The 15172-nt window shown below is 60.3% G+C and carries 17 protein-coding genes; 2 read left to right on the top strand and 15 right to left on the bottom strand.

The features are described from left to right. Positions 1-23 precede the first annotated feature (23 nt). Complete coding sequence (locus C2E25_RS02110) at positions 24-470, top strand: DoxX family protein (protein ID WP_103114143.1); 447 nt, start codon at positions 24-26, stop codon at positions 468-470. An 81-nt stretch (positions 471-551) separates the two neighbouring features. On the opposite strand, the gene C2E25_RS02105 is transcribed toward C2E25_RS02110, so the two are convergent. The 8 genes from C2E25_RS02105 to C2E25_RS02075 all read right to left on the bottom strand — a co-directional run bounded on the left by C2E25_RS02105 (position 552) and on the right by C2E25_RS02075 (position 4747). After that, positions 552-932 (bottom strand): ArsR/SmtB family transcription factor, encoded by a 381-nt coding sequence (locus C2E25_RS02105; protein ID WP_103114142.1) that lies wholly within the window; start codon positions 930-932, stop codon positions 552-554. Positions 933-1090: 158 nt separating this feature from the next. After that, positions 1091-2290, bottom strand: coding sequence for an ImmA/IrrE family metallo-endopeptidase (locus C2E25_RS02100; RefSeq protein ID WP_103114141.1), 1200 nt, complete (start codon positions 2288-2290; stop codon positions 1091-1093). Continuing rightward, positions 2290-2586: a type II toxin-antitoxin system HigB family toxin gene (locus C2E25_RS02095; RefSeq protein ID WP_103114140.1), complete on the bottom strand. Its 297-nt coding sequence runs from the start codon at positions 2584-2586 to the stop codon at positions 2290-2292. The genes C2E25_RS02100 and C2E25_RS02095 overlap by 1 nt, the downstream gene beginning before the upstream one ends. Next, a complete protein-coding gene (locus tag C2E25_RS02090) occupies positions 2552-3307 on the bottom strand; it encodes a DNA methyltransferase (protein ID WP_103114139.1) in 756 nt (251 codons plus the stop codon). Before C2E25_RS02090 ends, C2E25_RS02095 begins: the two co-directional genes overlap by 35 nt. Before the next feature lie 101 nt (positions 3308-3408). Beyond that, on the bottom strand, positions 3409-3603 hold the full coding sequence (locus C2E25_RS17240; RefSeq protein WP_146032877.1) for a DUF4357 domain-containing protein: 195 nt from the start codon (positions 3601-3603) through the stop codon (positions 3409-3411). A gap of 192 nt (positions 3604-3795) precedes the next feature. Next, complete coding sequence (locus C2E25_RS02085) at positions 3796-4131, bottom strand: DUF86 domain-containing protein (protein WP_103114138.1); 336 nt, start codon at positions 4129-4131, stop codon at positions 3796-3798. Beyond that, positions 4128-4412, bottom strand: coding sequence for a nucleotidyltransferase family protein (locus tag C2E25_RS02080; protein WP_103114137.1), 285 nt, complete (start codon positions 4410-4412; stop codon positions 4128-4130). The genes C2E25_RS02085 and C2E25_RS02080 overlap by 4 nt, the downstream gene beginning before the upstream one ends. A 155-nt stretch (positions 4413-4567) precedes the next feature. Beyond that, positions 4568-4747, bottom strand: coding sequence for a hypothetical protein (locus C2E25_RS02075; protein WP_103114136.1), 180 nt, complete (start codon positions 4745-4747; stop codon positions 4568-4570). A gap of 127 nt (positions 4748-4874) precedes the next feature. Here C2E25_RS02075 and C2E25_RS02070 point away from each other — a divergent pair, with 127 nt between their 5' ends. Next, the gene (locus C2E25_RS02070; protein WP_103114135.1) at positions 4875-5726 is read left to right on the top strand and encodes an OmpA family protein; all 852 of its coding nucleotides are present in this window, start codon (positions 4875-4877) and stop codon (positions 5724-5726) included. 63 nt (positions 5727-5789) lie between these two features. Here C2E25_RS02070 and C2E25_RS02065 read toward each other — a convergent pair whose 3' ends face one another. The 7 genes from C2E25_RS02065 to C2E25_RS02035 all read right to left on the bottom strand — a co-directional run bounded on the left by C2E25_RS02065 (position 5790) and on the right by C2E25_RS02035 (position 15158). Then, positions 5790-7085, bottom strand: coding sequence for a hypothetical protein (locus C2E25_RS02065; RefSeq protein ID WP_103114134.1), 1296 nt, complete (start codon positions 7083-7085; stop codon positions 5790-5792). Between the two features lie 49 nt (positions 7086-7134). Further along, a complete protein-coding gene (locus C2E25_RS02060; RefSeq protein ID WP_103114133.1) occupies positions 7135-7824 on the bottom strand; it encodes a YggS family pyridoxal phosphate-dependent enzyme in 690 nt (229 codons plus the stop codon). Further along, entirely contained in the window at positions 7821-8450 is a 630-nt protein-coding gene (locus tag C2E25_RS02055; protein WP_103114132.1) for a Maf family protein, read from the bottom strand. Before C2E25_RS02055 ends, C2E25_RS02060 begins: the two co-directional genes overlap by 4 nt. A 238-nt stretch (positions 8451-8688) precedes the next feature. After that, positions 8689-10731: a sensor domain-containing diguanylate cyclase gene (locus tag C2E25_RS02050; RefSeq protein WP_103114131.1), complete on the bottom strand. Its 2043-nt coding sequence runs from the start codon at positions 10729-10731 to the stop codon at positions 8689-8691. 171 nt (positions 10732-10902) lie between these two features. Next, positions 10903-12231: a methylenetetrahydrofolate--tRNA-(uracil(54)-C(5))-methyltransferase (FADH(2)-oxidizing) TrmFO gene (gene trmFO, locus C2E25_RS02045; RefSeq protein WP_103114130.1), complete on the bottom strand. Its 1329-nt coding sequence runs from the start codon at positions 12229-12231 to the stop codon at positions 10903-10905. 20 nt (positions 12232-12251) lie between these two features. Continuing rightward, the gene (topA, locus tag C2E25_RS02040) at positions 12252-14588 is read right to left on the bottom strand and encodes a type I DNA topoisomerase (protein WP_103114129.1); all 2337 of its coding nucleotides are present in this window, start codon (positions 14586-14588) and stop codon (positions 12252-12254) included. Between the two features lie 81 nt (positions 14589-14669). Beyond that, positions 14670-15158 carry a DUF494 family protein gene (locus C2E25_RS02035; protein WP_103114128.1) on the bottom strand — a complete coding sequence of 163 codons (489 nt, stop codon included), beginning with the start codon at positions 15156-15158 and terminating at the stop codon, positions 14670-14672. Positions 15159-15172 lie beyond the last annotated feature (14 nt).

Raw genomic sequence — 15172 nt, 5'->3', positions numbered from 1 at the left:
ACTATTTTTGAAAGGAAAGACAGATGTGGAGAAAATGCCTTCATACACGCGATGATATAATCCTGCTGCTGCTCAGACTGACCCTCGGCATCGTCATCTTGCCGCACGGCTTGCAGAAGACCCTTGGTCTGTTCGGCGGTCATGGTTTTTCCGGCACTTACGGTTTCTTCACCGCCACAATGGGGCTGCCCGGCGCGGTCGCTGTGCTGGTGATCCTGGCTGAGTCTCTCGGCGCCCTGGGACTGATCGTCGGTTTCCTGACCCGCCTCGGCGCTCTCGGGGTGGCGGCGGTGATGGCCGGGGCGATTGCCATGGTTCACTGGCAGAACGGTTTTTTCATGAACTGGCTCGGCAACCAGAAAGGCGAGGGTTTCGAGTACCACCTGCTGGCCCTCGGTATCGCCGTTGCCCTGCTGATAAAAGGCGGCGGAGCGCTGTCGATCGACCGCGCCATTGCCGGTGGTGACTGAACCCGCCGGCCGGAATCCTGAATCAGTGGATTCGTGGGAGCTGAAAAGTGCAGTGAGGACAGGTCGGCAGGAGGGGGCTGTTCAGCGGTAGGAGCGGTCCGGCAGGACTCCGGTCGTGGAGGCCTGCCGCGCTGGTTGCGGCTGCTTGAGGTTGTCCCGCGCCTTGAAGTCCTGCTGCACCACCGGCAGGTCGTAGAGTTCCTTTTCCAGCAGGAACAGCAGCCGGCGCTGCATGTCGATGCCCGATTTGACCAGCTGATAGATGACTCTGACCCCGTCGCGGCGATCATCCACCCAACCGGCGCTGCGCAGGTAGGCGAGGTGGCGCGACACCGTCGACTGCGGCAGTTTCAAACTGCGGGTCAAATCGCCGACCGAAAGTTCGCCACGCGAGAGCAGCAGCAGGATCCGCAGCCGGGTCGGGTCGGAGAGAGCCTTGAAGAAACGGGCATATTCACGCATGTCCGCTATTCTATCCGTTTATCCGGATGATGCAACTGGTTTTTTAGATGGAGTTTCAGTCCTGAGCCTCGCCGGTGTGCCAAAGATGGCCCTGCAGTCAGAGCGAACCCACGACTCCCTTCCCATGGAGAGCTCTTCAGTCTTTCCGAACGAGTGTGTCAGCTGATTTTCCAGAGGTATCTCACCTTCTGTTGGGCTATATAACTTCCGAAAAGCCGGTAATTGCCCGTCTCTCGTCTAACCCTGCCTGCAGGGATGACGGGACTGATCCGGTGGACTGCCGCGAAAGCACGAACCCTGGCGGGTTTTGGATCCCGGCAGAGCCCCGCAGCGTTCCAGGCCTCCGCCGGGATCAATGTCTCGACGGCCCAATGGTCCGCGTCGGTTTCGAGGGCGTCGACCTGCTGCTGATCGAGATCGTCGAAAAAGACGATACTTTCCTGGTCGTCGAAGTGTAGCGCCACGTGGGCCAGTTCGTGGCACAGGGTGAACCAGAAGTTGTCGAGGCGGTCGTGGCGCAGGGTCAGGGCGACGAGAGGGGAGCCGTCGGGCAGGCGGATCGCGGCACCGTCCAGGTGGGTGTGGGGCAGGTGTGGTTCGACCACGAAATGGATGCCGTTTTTGTGTAGATATTCCTGTGCAAGGAGCGGTCCGTTATCCAGGTAGCTGAGTCTTACGAGGTCGCGGACGAAGTCCCGGGTGACGGTGCCGGGTTTGTAGCGCGGCAACTCCTGTTCAAGGGCCAGCAGAGATACGCGGATTTTCCAGGCCGTCAGCGCGTAGCCATCGGCTGTGCCGCCGGCACGAACATGCTGCCGGAGCAGGGCGGGCTCAAGCGCACCTTCCCCCAAGGGGGATGCCCAGACGCTCAGGATCTCTTCCGCTTTTTCCTTGGCTTCTGAAAGGGACCCCTTGAAACCGGCAATCCAGTTTCGCCCGAGAAGCTCTTTCATCGGGAATCGCTCCCACTCCACCCCCTCCAGGGGTGAGGTGATCTTTGCCCCGGGTTCCTGCAGCAGAACCTCCGCCGGAATCCCCAGTTCCCGATGCAGGTTGCGCATCATGGCAAGGCTCAGGGTCCGCTTTCCGGACAGAACCTCAGACACCTTGCTGCGGCTGCCGATCAGCGGCACCAGATCCTTCTGCTTGAGCCCGGCCTGATCCATGCGAAAGCGAATCGCCGCAATCGGATCGGGCAGCTCAATCGGGTGCGCTTCGTTCTCGTAGTTGTCGGCCAGTATGGCCAGCAGCTCAAGCTCGTCGAAGGCCTCGGTGCCCGGCTCGGCATCCATCAGCTCGTTGATACGTTCCAGGGTTGCTTGGTATTCGGTTTCGTTTTTGATGACTTTCGGTTTCATCACACGGTCTCCGCGTCAATGGCATCGTATTCTTTGTGGGTGCCGATAAAGCGGATCAGGACGATCGACGCCGCATAGTTGATCTTGACGATCAGGCGGTACTTGTTGCCGCAGATATTGAAGACGACCCGACTATCCTTGAGGACGCTGGCGCTGCGGTACTGGGCCTTGATCTCTGCCGGGTTCTGCCAGTTGGCGGCTTTGGCCTCGGCATGCCAGGACTTCAGGGCCTCCTCGGAGTCGGGATGGCTTTTCCAGAATTCACGCAGTGTTCTTTTGGCAATGATGCGGTTCATGGAAAGTATATACGTGTTCCCGGAAAAGTTCCATAAAAAATGTTCCCAGAATGGGAAATTTTCGAAGAGTAGGGTATGAAATGTTGTCCTGTTTGCTAAATTTCCCTAGATCAACTGGCTCCCCCTGGATTCTCCTTCCGAAGGCTAGAATGTATTCATGATCTATGGATAGACCAGTTTTATTTCTGCTGTCAGCAGATTTCCGGGATCTCCAGACAAGGACTCCTAGTTTTGAGTTCTCACCAAAAATTCGAGTCATCAACAGCCCAAGGGGGAATAACTCATTATCATCAATGGAGACGAAGATCACTCCTTCAGGGTGAAGAAGCTCTCTGGCCAGCATCAGCCGCTGGTACATGAACTCCAGCCATGTCGAGTGCCGGAAGCGGTTGGTGTTGTCGAAGAAGCGATCATTGTAGACGAAGTCGCGGTTGCCGGTGTTGTAGGGAGGATCAATGTAGATGCACTTGACCTTGCCGGAGTGGGTCATGCGCAGGTAACGCAGGGCATCGAAGTTGTCCCCTTCGATGATCAGATTCTGGTAGGGTGCGTCCCCCTGCGAGAGGTCCTTGTCGAGGTCCAAGGCTACAAAGTCGTCGTTGAGGTGCCTGTCGGGCTCGATCTCATCTCGCTCCCAGACAAGCCCATAGGCAGCCTCGCGCTCTCGGCGTTCGAGCAAGGCAATCAGCTGCTCTTTGGTCAAGTCACTGTACTTGCTCATGTCTGTCCCTAGGCGTCATCGTTGACCGGAGCCAACTGCGTTGCTTGGTCGATCTTCTGCTCCTGCCACTGTGCGTAGCTGGTCCGGGTCCCCTCGACAAGCTACGATTCCCGGCCGTTGGTGTTACGAGCCGCCACAACGGTGCCGACGGCACTTGGATTGGAGAAGGCAACATCATCGGTGAACACGTAGAAGGCGGGGGTGTCAGAGGGGGCTGGTTTGCTATCAATTACAAATTGGCCTCGCAGGTTGCAGTAGCTGCCCCAAGAGGCTGTACTTTTTTTCGCACTGGACATTGCGAGCCCTCCCCGCAAAAGTCACTGCAATTACATTGAGATAACTTTTCTAAAGTTATCATTTTCTCACGCCAGCGGCAAAATAAAAGCTCTGAGCCGGGCAGGTTTGAAGCCTTGTAGCGGGGGCGGTCTTAAATGACGGACTGAGTGGGTGAGTCGGGGAAGATAGAGTTTGCCGACGGAGCGGTTCTATCAGCCCGTCCGCATGTCCTCAAGCGCGGCCCGCAAAGTCGGGAGTTCCTTTTCCACCACCAGCCAGATCAGCTTGAGGTCGAGGCCGAGATAATCGCGGACCAGAATATTGCGAAACCCCGATATGGCCCGCCAGTCTATGTCGGGGCGGACAGCTTTGCATTCGTCACTGAGCTGCTGACTCGATTCAGCCAGGGTCTGGAGGTTTCTGACCACCGCGTCCTGAATAAGCTCGGAGTCGAAAAAATCCTGCCGTTTGCCACCGGTATACCTTTGAATGCGGCTGATGCACTCAAGCATATGCTTGAGAAGGATAGTGTCCCGTTCCCGCGTCATAGGTCCACCGCCTGTTCCAGAACCTTCTTTCTGATGTCGGGGTGCAGGGCTGCCGGCGTGACCACATCGACCCGTCGCCCCAAAAGTTCCTGAAGATCCATCAGTATCCCGCCCAGGGCCAGGGCCGAACGTCCTTCTTCCAGATCAACCAGAAGGTCAACATCACTTTGTGGCCCCCCGTCCCCCCGCGCCAGTGAGCCAAAAAGACGCACCCGCAAGGCGCCACGCTTAATCGCCAACTGCCTGATGGCATTACGGTGCTCTTCAATGAATTTGTCCATAAACTTGCTCCTGAAAACGGGAAATGTTCTGGTGGACTCTGGTATGGAATCTATATGAAAAACAGTTAAATGCTAGCATTTCTCAGAAGGAAACAAAAATAAAAACCCGAACCGGGCAGGGGGCTGGTCGCGGATCGTCCTCCTTTTTACAGAGATCAGTCGACCTCCTTCTGCGGATCGCTCTTGCGGTTGACCGCCTCGAACAGCGCAATCTGTTCGGCGACCGAGAGTTTTTTGCGGCAGCCGGTTCCGCTCTTCAGGCAGAGCCGGCAACGGTCATCCGAACACCACTGGCACATGCGGCAGTCGGGACAGGGGTGTTTTTTCTCCTTCATCTCTCCATCATAGCGGAATCTGATTTTTCATGAATTGCGGACATTTGGTGTGTTACCCTGAGGACCGTTGCCTGCCGTCCTGAAGGGTCGGTCACGGTATGAAAATAGACTGGGGAGGATTCATTTCATGTTGCGATCTTGGATACTTATCGGCTGCTGTCTCGGACTGCTGGTGCCGTCGGTCGGTTTCGGGGCGGTCAACCTGGCGGGATTCCAGGTTCATTTCGGTCTGAATTCGGCGCGGGTCACCCCGCGCGACCGGGCGGTCATCGCCCGCCTGGCGGGGGAGCTGAAGAGCCACCCCCGGATCAGGATTGCCTTCGCCGGGCACACCGACGACACGGGTCCCCGTTCCCTCAATATCCGCCTTTCTCATGACCGCGCCGCGGCGGTGCGTGACCTGCTGGTCAACGAGTACGGGATTGCCAAGGGGCGGATCGGCATCGCCTGGCTCGATTCCTCCCGGCCGCTCGCCGCCAACGGCAGCAAGGCGGGACGAGCCCGGAATCGTCGGGTTGACATCGCGTTCGTGTCCACGGAGGCCTTTGCCGGGGGAGGGGCACCGCGTCCGGCGGCGTCCGCCCGCAGCGGCGAATCCCGGCAGCGGGCGGTCCGTCTCCAGCCTGTCGCTGTGAAGCCGGCTCCTCGCCGGGCCGTGTCGCAGACGGTTCTCAAGCGGGTGCCCCTGCGTTACCAGCCCGATGGCACTACGCCTGAAGGGGGGACGGAGGCGATCGCCGATCTGGCCGCGGCGCTGAAGAAGAACCCGGCACGGAAACTGAAAATCCAGGGAGTCTCGCGCGGCACCCGGGCCGATCTGAAGTTGGCCCGCAGGCGGGTCGACGCGGTTCGCTCGCGGTTGCTCTACATCTTCAAGGTTCCCGCCCGACAGATCGAGGTCAGCTGGTTCGGTGCCGCCGAAGAGGCCGCCGGGGACGCCGCCGTCGGCGTGCTGCTGCAGCTGTTGGGTGCGCGCTGAAGATCGGGACCGGCACGACCATGCCGGCCTCCCATCTCCCATCTTTCACCTCGAACCTGTCCCCTACCTCGGGACCAGATGCTCAACCCCGCTGCCGAGTTTTGACCGCTGCCGGGCAAGATAGACGGTTTCCAGAATTTCGGCCGCGATCAGCAGCATGATCGCGACGCCGATGCCGGAAAGCGGCGGCCGCAGCCAGAGGATCAATGGCCAGAGCAGCAGGATGAAGAAACCCTTCAGCAGCGTGGAATGTCCGAGACGGGCGGTCTGTCGGGCGCCGGCGAACCAGCCGCGCAGCAGGTTGGTGGTGCCGTACAGCAACGGGAAGATGCCGCAGGCGGCCAGCGGCCAGGTGATGTAGCTGCGCAGCCGATCGGCGACACCCAGCCAGCCGCCGAGGACGGTCGCGCTCAAGGGCCCGGTGACCAGCAGGATCAGCGCGCCCATGCCGATGGCCAGCAGCAGGTGGAAGCGGACCAGTACCGCTCTGTCTTCATCCCCGCGGACCAGGGTCAGGTAGGCCTGCTGCAGGTTGCGCATCGGGCCGGCGAGCAGGAACAGGAATCCGCGGATGACGCCGAAGGCCGCCAGTGCCAGGGGCGCGTCCGGCAGGCGGCTGATGATGGCGTTGATCAGCAATGGCACGGTCTGCTGCAGGCAGGAGGACCAGGCGAGAGGGAAGGCGTAGCGCAGGATGCTGCCGGTGGAGTCCTCTACTGCCTCCTCGTCTCGGGGCAGGTGAACCTGCCAGGCGAACAAGCCCATCAGCAGGGTCTCAATCATGATACAGCCGACCAGGGCAAAGGCCCCGAGCGCGGCGCCTGAGAACCAGCTGCTTCCCAAGGTGAGCAGCAGCAACAGGAAGCCGACCCGCACCCCGGTGGCCAGAGAGACCAGGGATGTGCGGCGCGCCTGGATCACCAGCCCCTGGAAGAGGCCGCGCAGCCCGGTGAACAGGGGCAGCAGCACCAGCAGTCGAAGGGTCCTGCGGGTCTCCTCGGCGATCTGTGGCGGAGTGCTGAGGATTCTCTCCAGCACCAGGTTGCCGAGCGGCGTGAAGGCGATCAGTGACAGCATCAGGGACACGTAGGCGGCGACCAGCAGCACGAACAGCAGCACCGCCTTGAGCGACCGGCGTCCCCTGACCATGGCGATGGCGACGGTGTGGTTCTGGTAGGACGGCGAGGCGATGAAGAGATGGATCACCATCGCCACCGAAAAACCGGCCAGTGCCGTGACGTAGTCTTCCAGTCGCGCCAGGGCGCCGTTGATGACGGTGTGGGAGATGCTCATCAGCTGCACGTTGAGCAGCAGCGGAAAGAAAAACAGCGCGATGTCGCGTTGCCGCAGGCGGCCCATGATCAGCGGAGCAGACGAGCGGTTTGAATTCGGCCGAAGCAGTTCATTTCTATGAGTTCCGCGCTCCGAAAATGGCCGTCCCGACACGGATCAGGGTCGCTCCTTCCTCGATGGCAACCTCGAAATCGTGGCTCATGCCCATGGAAAGTTCCTCCATGCGGACATCGGGCAGCCCGGCCGCTTCGATCTCGGCGGCCAGCTCGCACAGCCGGCGGAAGTAGGGCCGCACCCGTTCCGGATCCTCATCCCAGGGGGGCAGGGTCATCAGTCCGCGGATCTGCAGTCCCGGCAGTTCGCTGACCGCCCTGGCCAGTTCGAGCGCCTGGTTCTCGTCGGCTCCGCTCTTGCTCGCTTCGCGGCCGAGGTTGAACTGCAGCAGGATGTCTGCGCGCTGCCCGATCTTCTGCCACTGGCGGCTGATCTCCCGGGCCAGGGAGAGCCGGTCAACGGAGTGGATCAGCGCGGTTTTGCCGCGCAGGTACTTGACCTTATTGCTTTGCAGCCCGCCGATGAAATGCCATTCGAGCGGCTGGTCGATCTGTTCCTGCTTGTCACAGAATTCCTGGACATAGCTTTCGCCGAACAGCTTCTGGCCGGCCATGAAAGCAGCTTCGATGGCGGCGGCGGGTTTTTTCTTGCTGACGGCAACCAGCCTGATGTCACGGGAATCGCGTCCGCAGCGTCGGCAGGCGGCCTCGATCTGCTGCCGGATGTCTTTGAGGTTGGCGGCGATGGTCATGTCGATATCTCCGCTTGCGGAAAGGGGGTGGCGGCGCCGATCTCTTCGAGCAGGTCGAGCAGTTCGGCCAGCGGCAGACCGACGACATTGCTGTAGCTGCCCTCGATGGCCCGGACCATGAACGTGCCGATCCCCTGGATGGCGTAGCCGCCGGCCTTGTCGAAGGGTTCGCCGGTGGTGATGTAGCCGCTGATTTCCGCCTCCGTAAGTTGTTTGAACAAGACGTTGGTGCTGACCGCGCCGCTGTAGCATTTGCCGGAAGCGCGATCGACCACCGCGAATCCGGACAGGACCCGATGGCGCCGGCCGGACAGGGCGCGCAGCATGGCGGCGGCCTGTCCGGCGTTGGCCGGCTTGCCGAGAATGGCGTCGTCGTGCAGGACAATGGTGTCGCTGCCGATGAAATAACGTCCAGGCTGGTCGGCGCGGCCGGCGACCTCGCGGGCCTTGGCTTCGCTGAGGCGGATGACATGCTGTTCGGGGGATTCCCCGGGGATTTCGTCCTCCGGCGCGGTACTCGGGACGACGGCGAAATTCAGGCCGACCCGCTGGAGGAGTTCCCGTCGCCGCGGGGAGGCGGAAGCGAGAACCAGTTCAGGCTGCTGATCATTGTTTTTCTGCTGCATAGCGAACTCAATTCGGTGATGGGAATGGCGATTGTAGCCGCAACCGCGTTTTCAGACAAGGTTGATTGCTTTCGCAAGAAAGCAAAGATGTTGTTGGCTAAGCAAAAAGCGCCGGCAGCAAGGCGCGCGATTGTCGAGCAATGAGGCGTACTTACGTACGTCGAAGCAGTGAGACAATCGCAGTAACGAAGCTGCTGAGTTTTTGCGACGCCATCAAGACTGTGAAAAAGGGAAAGAATCAGATGAAAACAATGCGCTGCTGGCGCAGGGTGGGTTCGAACAACTGAATGCGATTGCGGCCGTTGTCCTTGGCCTGGTAGAGGGCGCGGTCGGCGGCTTCGAGCAGCGCCTCGGCGCTGTCGCCGTCGGCCGGGTAGCTGGAAATGCCGATACTGATGGTGAGACGGCCGCCGGGCAGCACCTCTTCCTGGTAGAAGGGTTCCCGTTCGATGCCGTGGCGGATGCGTTCGGCAACCATGCGGGCCGGTTCGCGCCCGGTTTCCGGCAGCAGAATACAGAATTCCTCGCCGCCGAAGCGGGTGACGGAATCCATCTCCCGAGCGGAACGACGCAGCAGATGCGAGAGTTTTTTCAGGGCCTTGTCGCCGGCCAGGTGGCCGCAGTGATCGTTGTAGTTCTTGAAGTGGTCGATATCGAGCAGCAGCACCGAAAATTCCAGCTTCTGGCGTGAACTGCGGTTCAGTTCCTCGTCCAGCCGCTGGTCGAGGAAGCGCCGATTGTGCAGTCCGGTCAGGCTGTCGCAGGAGGAAAGTTCCTCAAGCAGGCTGGCGCGTTCCAGGGTGCCGGCGCGTCGCACCAGGCTGCCGGCATGTTCGAGCAGCGGTTCGACCGTTTTCAGGTCGGCAACGGTGAAGGCGCTGCCGTTGTTCTTGTCGCTCAGGTTGAGGACACCGATGATTTCATTTTCACTGCGGAAGGGCAGGCAGAGAAAGGATTGCGTCGCGAAACGAGGACGTTTGTCGATGCTTACACGTTGATCCTGTTCAATATCGTGGACCAGCATCGGGCTGCCGGTGATCATTACCCGGCCGGCGATCCCCTGTCCCTTGAGTAGTTTCATGTTGCGCGCCAGTTGGCGGTTCATACCGATGGAGGCGACGATGGCGAGCTTTTCCCGGCGGTCGTCGAGCAGCATCAGCGAGCCCTTGCCGGCATCGAGCAGATCGGTCGCCATCTCGACCAGTCCCTGGTAGAAATGCTGGGAATTTTCCAGTTGCGCGAGACGGCTGACCATATCGAGCAGCTGCCGGGAGCGCTGGTTTTCCTGCTCCCGGTTGCGGCGCCGGCGCAGACGCAGCAGTTTGCCGGCGATGCGGCTGCAGAGCAGCTCGATGATCATCAGGTCGCGTTGGGAGAGTTCGTGGTCGAAGAGAGCGAGAAAGCCGATCAGTTTATTGTCGACCAGCAGCGGCAGACAGCTCAGGTGTTCGGCATCGAGATAGGGAAAAAGGTTCTTCAGTTGTTTGCCGCGCAGCACCAGGGATCGCTCACCCTTGCGCTGCATCAGGGCCCCGGAACTCTTTGCCCCCAGGCGGATGGCGGCGCCGTTGTCCAGTCCGAGCAGGCCTTTGAGAATCAGCTGGCGCTTGTTGCCCTGCGGGTAGAGGATCGCGATGCGGGGGATATTGAACAACACCGTCAGGGTTTCGCTGAGCAGCTGGATGACATCATCGACCGTTTCAGCCCGGTCGATTTCCGGACCCAGGTCGGAGATGGTATTGATGAGATCGACCGTGCGTTCGTAGACCCGGGCGTAGTAATTGTTATCGCCGATCAGCGGCAGCACTCCGTAGATATTGTCAATAACATCCTTGACCGCGAGACGCGTGGTGCTTGGCAGCTGCTCCCACTGTTCAAGAAAATAGATGCCGTTGATCTGGCGGTCACGAATAATGGTTTCCAGGTGTTCGAGGTCGGTGGCCTGGTCCCGGATACCGCCGGCGAGCAGGTAGTGGATGTGCTGCTCGCGGTCCTGGAAGGGGAGGACGAAATTGAGCAATCCGCTGGAGCAGTTGAAAATCCGAGCCTTGCGTTCGCTGACGGCGCGATCGATTTCCTGTTTGTAATTCTTGTCGCAACCCTCGAGGCAGAGCCAGTTCTCGCCGAAGGTGCCGCACATCCGGTTTTTTTCTCCACGAAACGCGATCAGCCCTTCCCGTTCGGAAAAAACAGCCAGATTATAGGGCTGCAGGAAAGAGAATTCGCGCAGGGTGTCGAGCAGTTCGACCGGGTCTGCAGTGAACAGAATATTGTCAGCCATAGCGGGTCGCAACCTGTTGAAGACAGGATACCGGTTTGCCGGTGGCAGTCGGCAGGGGACCGGAGTCAGATCAAGGCTTGACCAGTGATTAAATCACCGGCCTATGGCTAATGATAAAGGAAAAAGTCTTATTCAACAAGCAGTTGCCTGAAATCAGGAGAAAAATGTTGTTCAGGAGGATCGCTCGGGATCGATTTCGGCCCACCAGGCCTGCAGGTCCCGCAGGGCGCGTTCGGCCAGGGCGAGTCGTTTCTCACTGCGTTTGCGGATGCGTTGCGCAAGTGGGGGAAAGAGGCCGTAGTTGATGTTGGATGGCTGGAAAGGGTTGTCGGCGGCATGTCGCAGATGGGCCAGCAGGGCGCCGAACCCGGTTGTTTCCGGCGGCAGCGGGACCTCTTCACCACGTGCCAGGCGGGCGGCGAAGCAGCCGGCGAGGAAGCCGCAGGCGGCTGATTCGACATAGCCCTCGACACCGGTGATCTGGCCGGCGAACAGCAGGTGTTCGGCTTTCCTGAACTGCAGGGTCGGGGTCAGGCAGCGCGGGGCGTTGAGAAAGGTGTTGCGATGCATGCTGCCGAGCCGGGCGAACTCGGCCTGCTGCAGTCCCGGCAGGCTGCGGAAAATCCGCCGCTGCTCGGGGTAGGTCAGCTTGGTCTGGCAGCCGACCATGTTGTAGAGTTGGCCGTGGCGGTCATCCTGGCGCAACTGCAACACGGCGAAGGGTTCCCGTCCGGTGCGCGGGTCGGGCAGGCCGACCGGCTTGAGGGGGCCGAAGGCGAGGGTCATCTCGCCCCGTTCGGCCATCTCCTCGATCGGCATGCAGCCCTCGAAATGGATCAGTTTTTCAAAATCCCGGGCGGGAACCTTCTCGGCCCGACGCAGTTCAGCGACGAATTGCCGGTATTCGGTTTCGTTCAGGGGGCAGTTGATGTAGTCGTCCTCGCCGCGACCATAGCGTGAGGCGCGCCAGGCGATCGACATGTCAATCGATCCGGCCTCGACGATCGGGGCGATGGCATCATAGAAATAGAGCTGCTCGGTGCCGGTCAGACGGGCAATCGCGTCGCTCAGCGCCGTCGAGGTGAGCGGCCCGCTGGCGACAATGGTCCATCCTTCGTTCGGCAGTTCGGTCACTTCGCCGGTAACGACTTCGATCAGCGGATGGCTGCGGACGGCTTCGGTGATGTCGGCGGCAAAATCGTCGCGGGCGACGGCGAGGGCGCCCCCGGCAGGAACCGCGTGGCGGTCGGCAGTGAGGATGAAGAGGCTCCGCAGACGGCGCATCTCCTCCTTGAGCAGACCGACGGCGTTGCTCAGCTGCGTGCCGCGCAGGCTGTTGGAGCAGACCAGTTCACAGAACAGCGGGGAGTGATGAGCCGGGCTCATGCGCTCCGGCTTCATTTCTTTGAGCACGACCGGCAGGCCGTGCCGCGCGATCTGCCAGGCTGCTTCGCAGCCCGCCAGACCGGCGCCGATAACAGTGATCGGATGCGTTTTCATGAGGGAGGTGAATCCGGCCCTTACCTGGCTTTTTTTGCGGTGGTCGCTTTTTTGGCGGTGGTCTTCTTTTTCGTCGAGACCGGTTTCTCCGGCGGCACCAGGGTTTCCTCGAAATCGCAGTTTTCCTGCGGACACCTGCGGACGGTCCCGTAACGCTTGGTGGTCTTGATCTCGGTCAGGGGCCAGCTGCACTTGGGACAGGCCTCGGCTTTAGGTGGATTCCAGAGGGCATACTTGCACTTGGGGTAACGGTTGCAGGAATAGAAGATTTTGCCGTAGCGGCTCTTCTTTTCCATCATCTCCCCTTCGCCGCACTCAGGGCAGGGAATGTCCAGGGCCTTCGGTTTGACCAGCGGCTGGATGTTTTTGCATGCGGGATAGGCGCTGCAGGCGAGGAACTTGCCGTAGCGCCCCTGTTTGATCAGCATCCTGGCGCCGCACTTGTCGCAGTTCTGGTCCGAGTACTCCGGTTCTTCCGGCTCCTGCTCTGAACCGTTCTTCAACGGCTGGGTGTGGCGGCAGTCGGGGAAACCGCTGCAGGCGAGGAACTTGCCGCGTCGACCGAGCTTGATCACCAGTTCCTTGCCACACTCGGGGCATTCCTGTCCGGTTTTCTCGGTGGTGACATCATCTTTGTTGACTTCCTGCTCCTTCTGTCGCAGCAGGCTGATGAAGGGTTCCCAGAACTGGCGCAGAACCGGACGCCATTGCTGTTCACCGCGGGAGATGGCGTCGAGATCCTCCTCCATCTTCGCGGTGAAGTCATAGTCGACATATTTTTCAAAATGCCTGGCCAGCAGGTCGCTGACCACCATGCCGATGTCTTCGGGGAAGAAGGTGCGCTTTTCCAGCCGGACATACTTGCGGTTGGCCAGGGTCTGGATGATGCTGGCGTAAGTGGAGGGGCGTCCGATGCCGTTTTCCTCCAGGGTCTTGACCAGCGTTGCCTCTGTAAAGCGCGGGGGCGGCTGGGTGAAGTGCTGTTCCGGCCTGAGCTTAAGCAGGTCGAGTTTTTCCTGTTCCGCCAGCGGCGGAAGAATGCCCGATTCCTCCTCCGGCTCGTCCCGGCCTTCGGTGTAAAGCTGCATGAAGCCCGGGAAACGCACCACCTGTCCACTGGCGCGCAGTTGGAAGCGGTCGCCGGCACTGATATCGACGCTGGTGGCGTCGAGGATGGCGGCGGCCATCTGCGAGGCCATGGTGCGCAGCCAGATCAACCGGTAGAGTTTGTACTGGTCGGGGCTCAGTTTACTGCGCAGCTCTTCCGGGGTTCGCTTGAGGCTGGTCGGCCGCACCGCTTCGTGCGCTTCCTGGGCGTTCTTGGCCTTGTTGCGGAAAACGCGGGGCTTGGCCAGTGCGTATTCACGCCCGAAACGTTCAGTCACCAGCTCGCGCGCTTCGTCGGTGGCGACCTTCGACAGAACCACCGAGTCGGTTCGCATGTAGGTGATCAGGCCGATGGCCCCTTCACCGATATCGATCCCCTCGTACAGCTTCTGGGCAACCTGCATTGTCTTGCGGGCCGAGAAGCCGAGCTTGCGGCTCGCCTCCTGCTGCAGGGTGCTGGTGGTGAAGGGGGGGGAAGGGTTGCGCTTTTTCTGTTTGACCTGCAGCCCGGCCACCCGGTAGCTCTGTCGTTCCAGCTCAGTGACAAGTTCTTTGGCCTGCTGTTCGTTGCCGATGGCCAGTTTGGTCAGCTTCTTGCCGTCGATGGCGGCCAGCCTGGCCTTGAACGGCTTTCCGGTGTCGCTGTTCAGGTCGGCTTCGATGGTCCAGTATTCATCACTTTTGAAGGCGTTGATCTCTTTTTCCCGCTCACAGATCAGTCGTAGCGCGACCGATTGCACGCGCCCCGCGGAGAGGCCGTAGCGGATCTTCTTCCACAGGAAGGGTGAGAGATTGAAGCCAACCAGGTAGTCGAGGATGGAACGCGCCTGCTGGGCATCGACCAGTTCGCGCGAGATTTCGCCCGGTTCGGCCAGTGCCTGCTGGATGGCGCCCCTGGTGATTTCGTGAAAGGTGACCCGTTTGACCACCGGTTTGCGCTTTTCCGGATCGATGCCGAGGGCCTGCAGCAGGTGCCAGGCGATCGCTTCTCCTTCGCGGTCGGGGTCTGTCGCGAGAATCAGTTCATCGACGCCCTTGAGTTCCTTCTTCAGGGTACTGATGTGCTTGCTGCTCTCCGGCAGAACGTGGTAGCGCGGTTCGAAGTCGTTGTCGATATCGACCGATCCCTGCTTGCTCGGCAGGGCGCGAACATGCCCGTAGGATGCCAGTACCTTGTAGCCCGCACCGAGGAATTTCTCGATGGTTTTGGCTTTGGCGGGGGATTCAACTATAACGAGGGTCTTGGCCATGATGATCTCTGTGTGTTGTGGCGGTCTCGCGGGCCGGAAGCAAAAAGGCTGCGGTGTCATCCGCAGCCGGCTGTCGTCAGGTCAATGATAGAGTCGCGACCAGTCGTCTTCCATGAAGCAGTCGACTTCCCGTTGCCAGTTGGCCTGGGAGCGGCTGAAGAGGGTCAGGGCGGTGAGTGCCTTGATTTCCTTGAGGCTGACCTCGTCTTCGCTCAACTGCACGGCTTTGTCAATGATCTCTTCCTGCAGATCGTCGTTGAGGATGCCGAGAGCCCGCAGCCGAACCAGGAACCCGCGGGCTTCGCAGGATATCTGTTGGGTCTCTTCACCGGTAAAGACGCGGTAGGTCGGCTCGCTCAGGCCGAGGTCGCCGGGCCGTCTTTCATCGACAAATGAAAGACGCTCCATCCAGCTGAAGGCCGCATCGATCTCCTCGGCTTCGAACCCTTCTTCGAGCAGTTGCTCGACGATGTCACGTTCGTTGAAGAGTTCGGGCTCTTCCATGACATACTGGGCGATTAGACTGACAATAGCCAGGACCCGGTCCCGCACAGGCGTTTCTTGCTCCATCGGTTGGCCGCGCC

Source organism: Geothermobacter hydrogeniphilus (genome assembly GCF_002898515.1).
Taxonomy (GTDB): domain Bacteria; phylum Desulfobacterota; class Desulfuromonadia; order Desulfuromonadales; family Geothermobacteraceae; genus Geothermobacter_A.
This window is presented reverse-complemented; position numbering and strand designations above follow the sequence as displayed.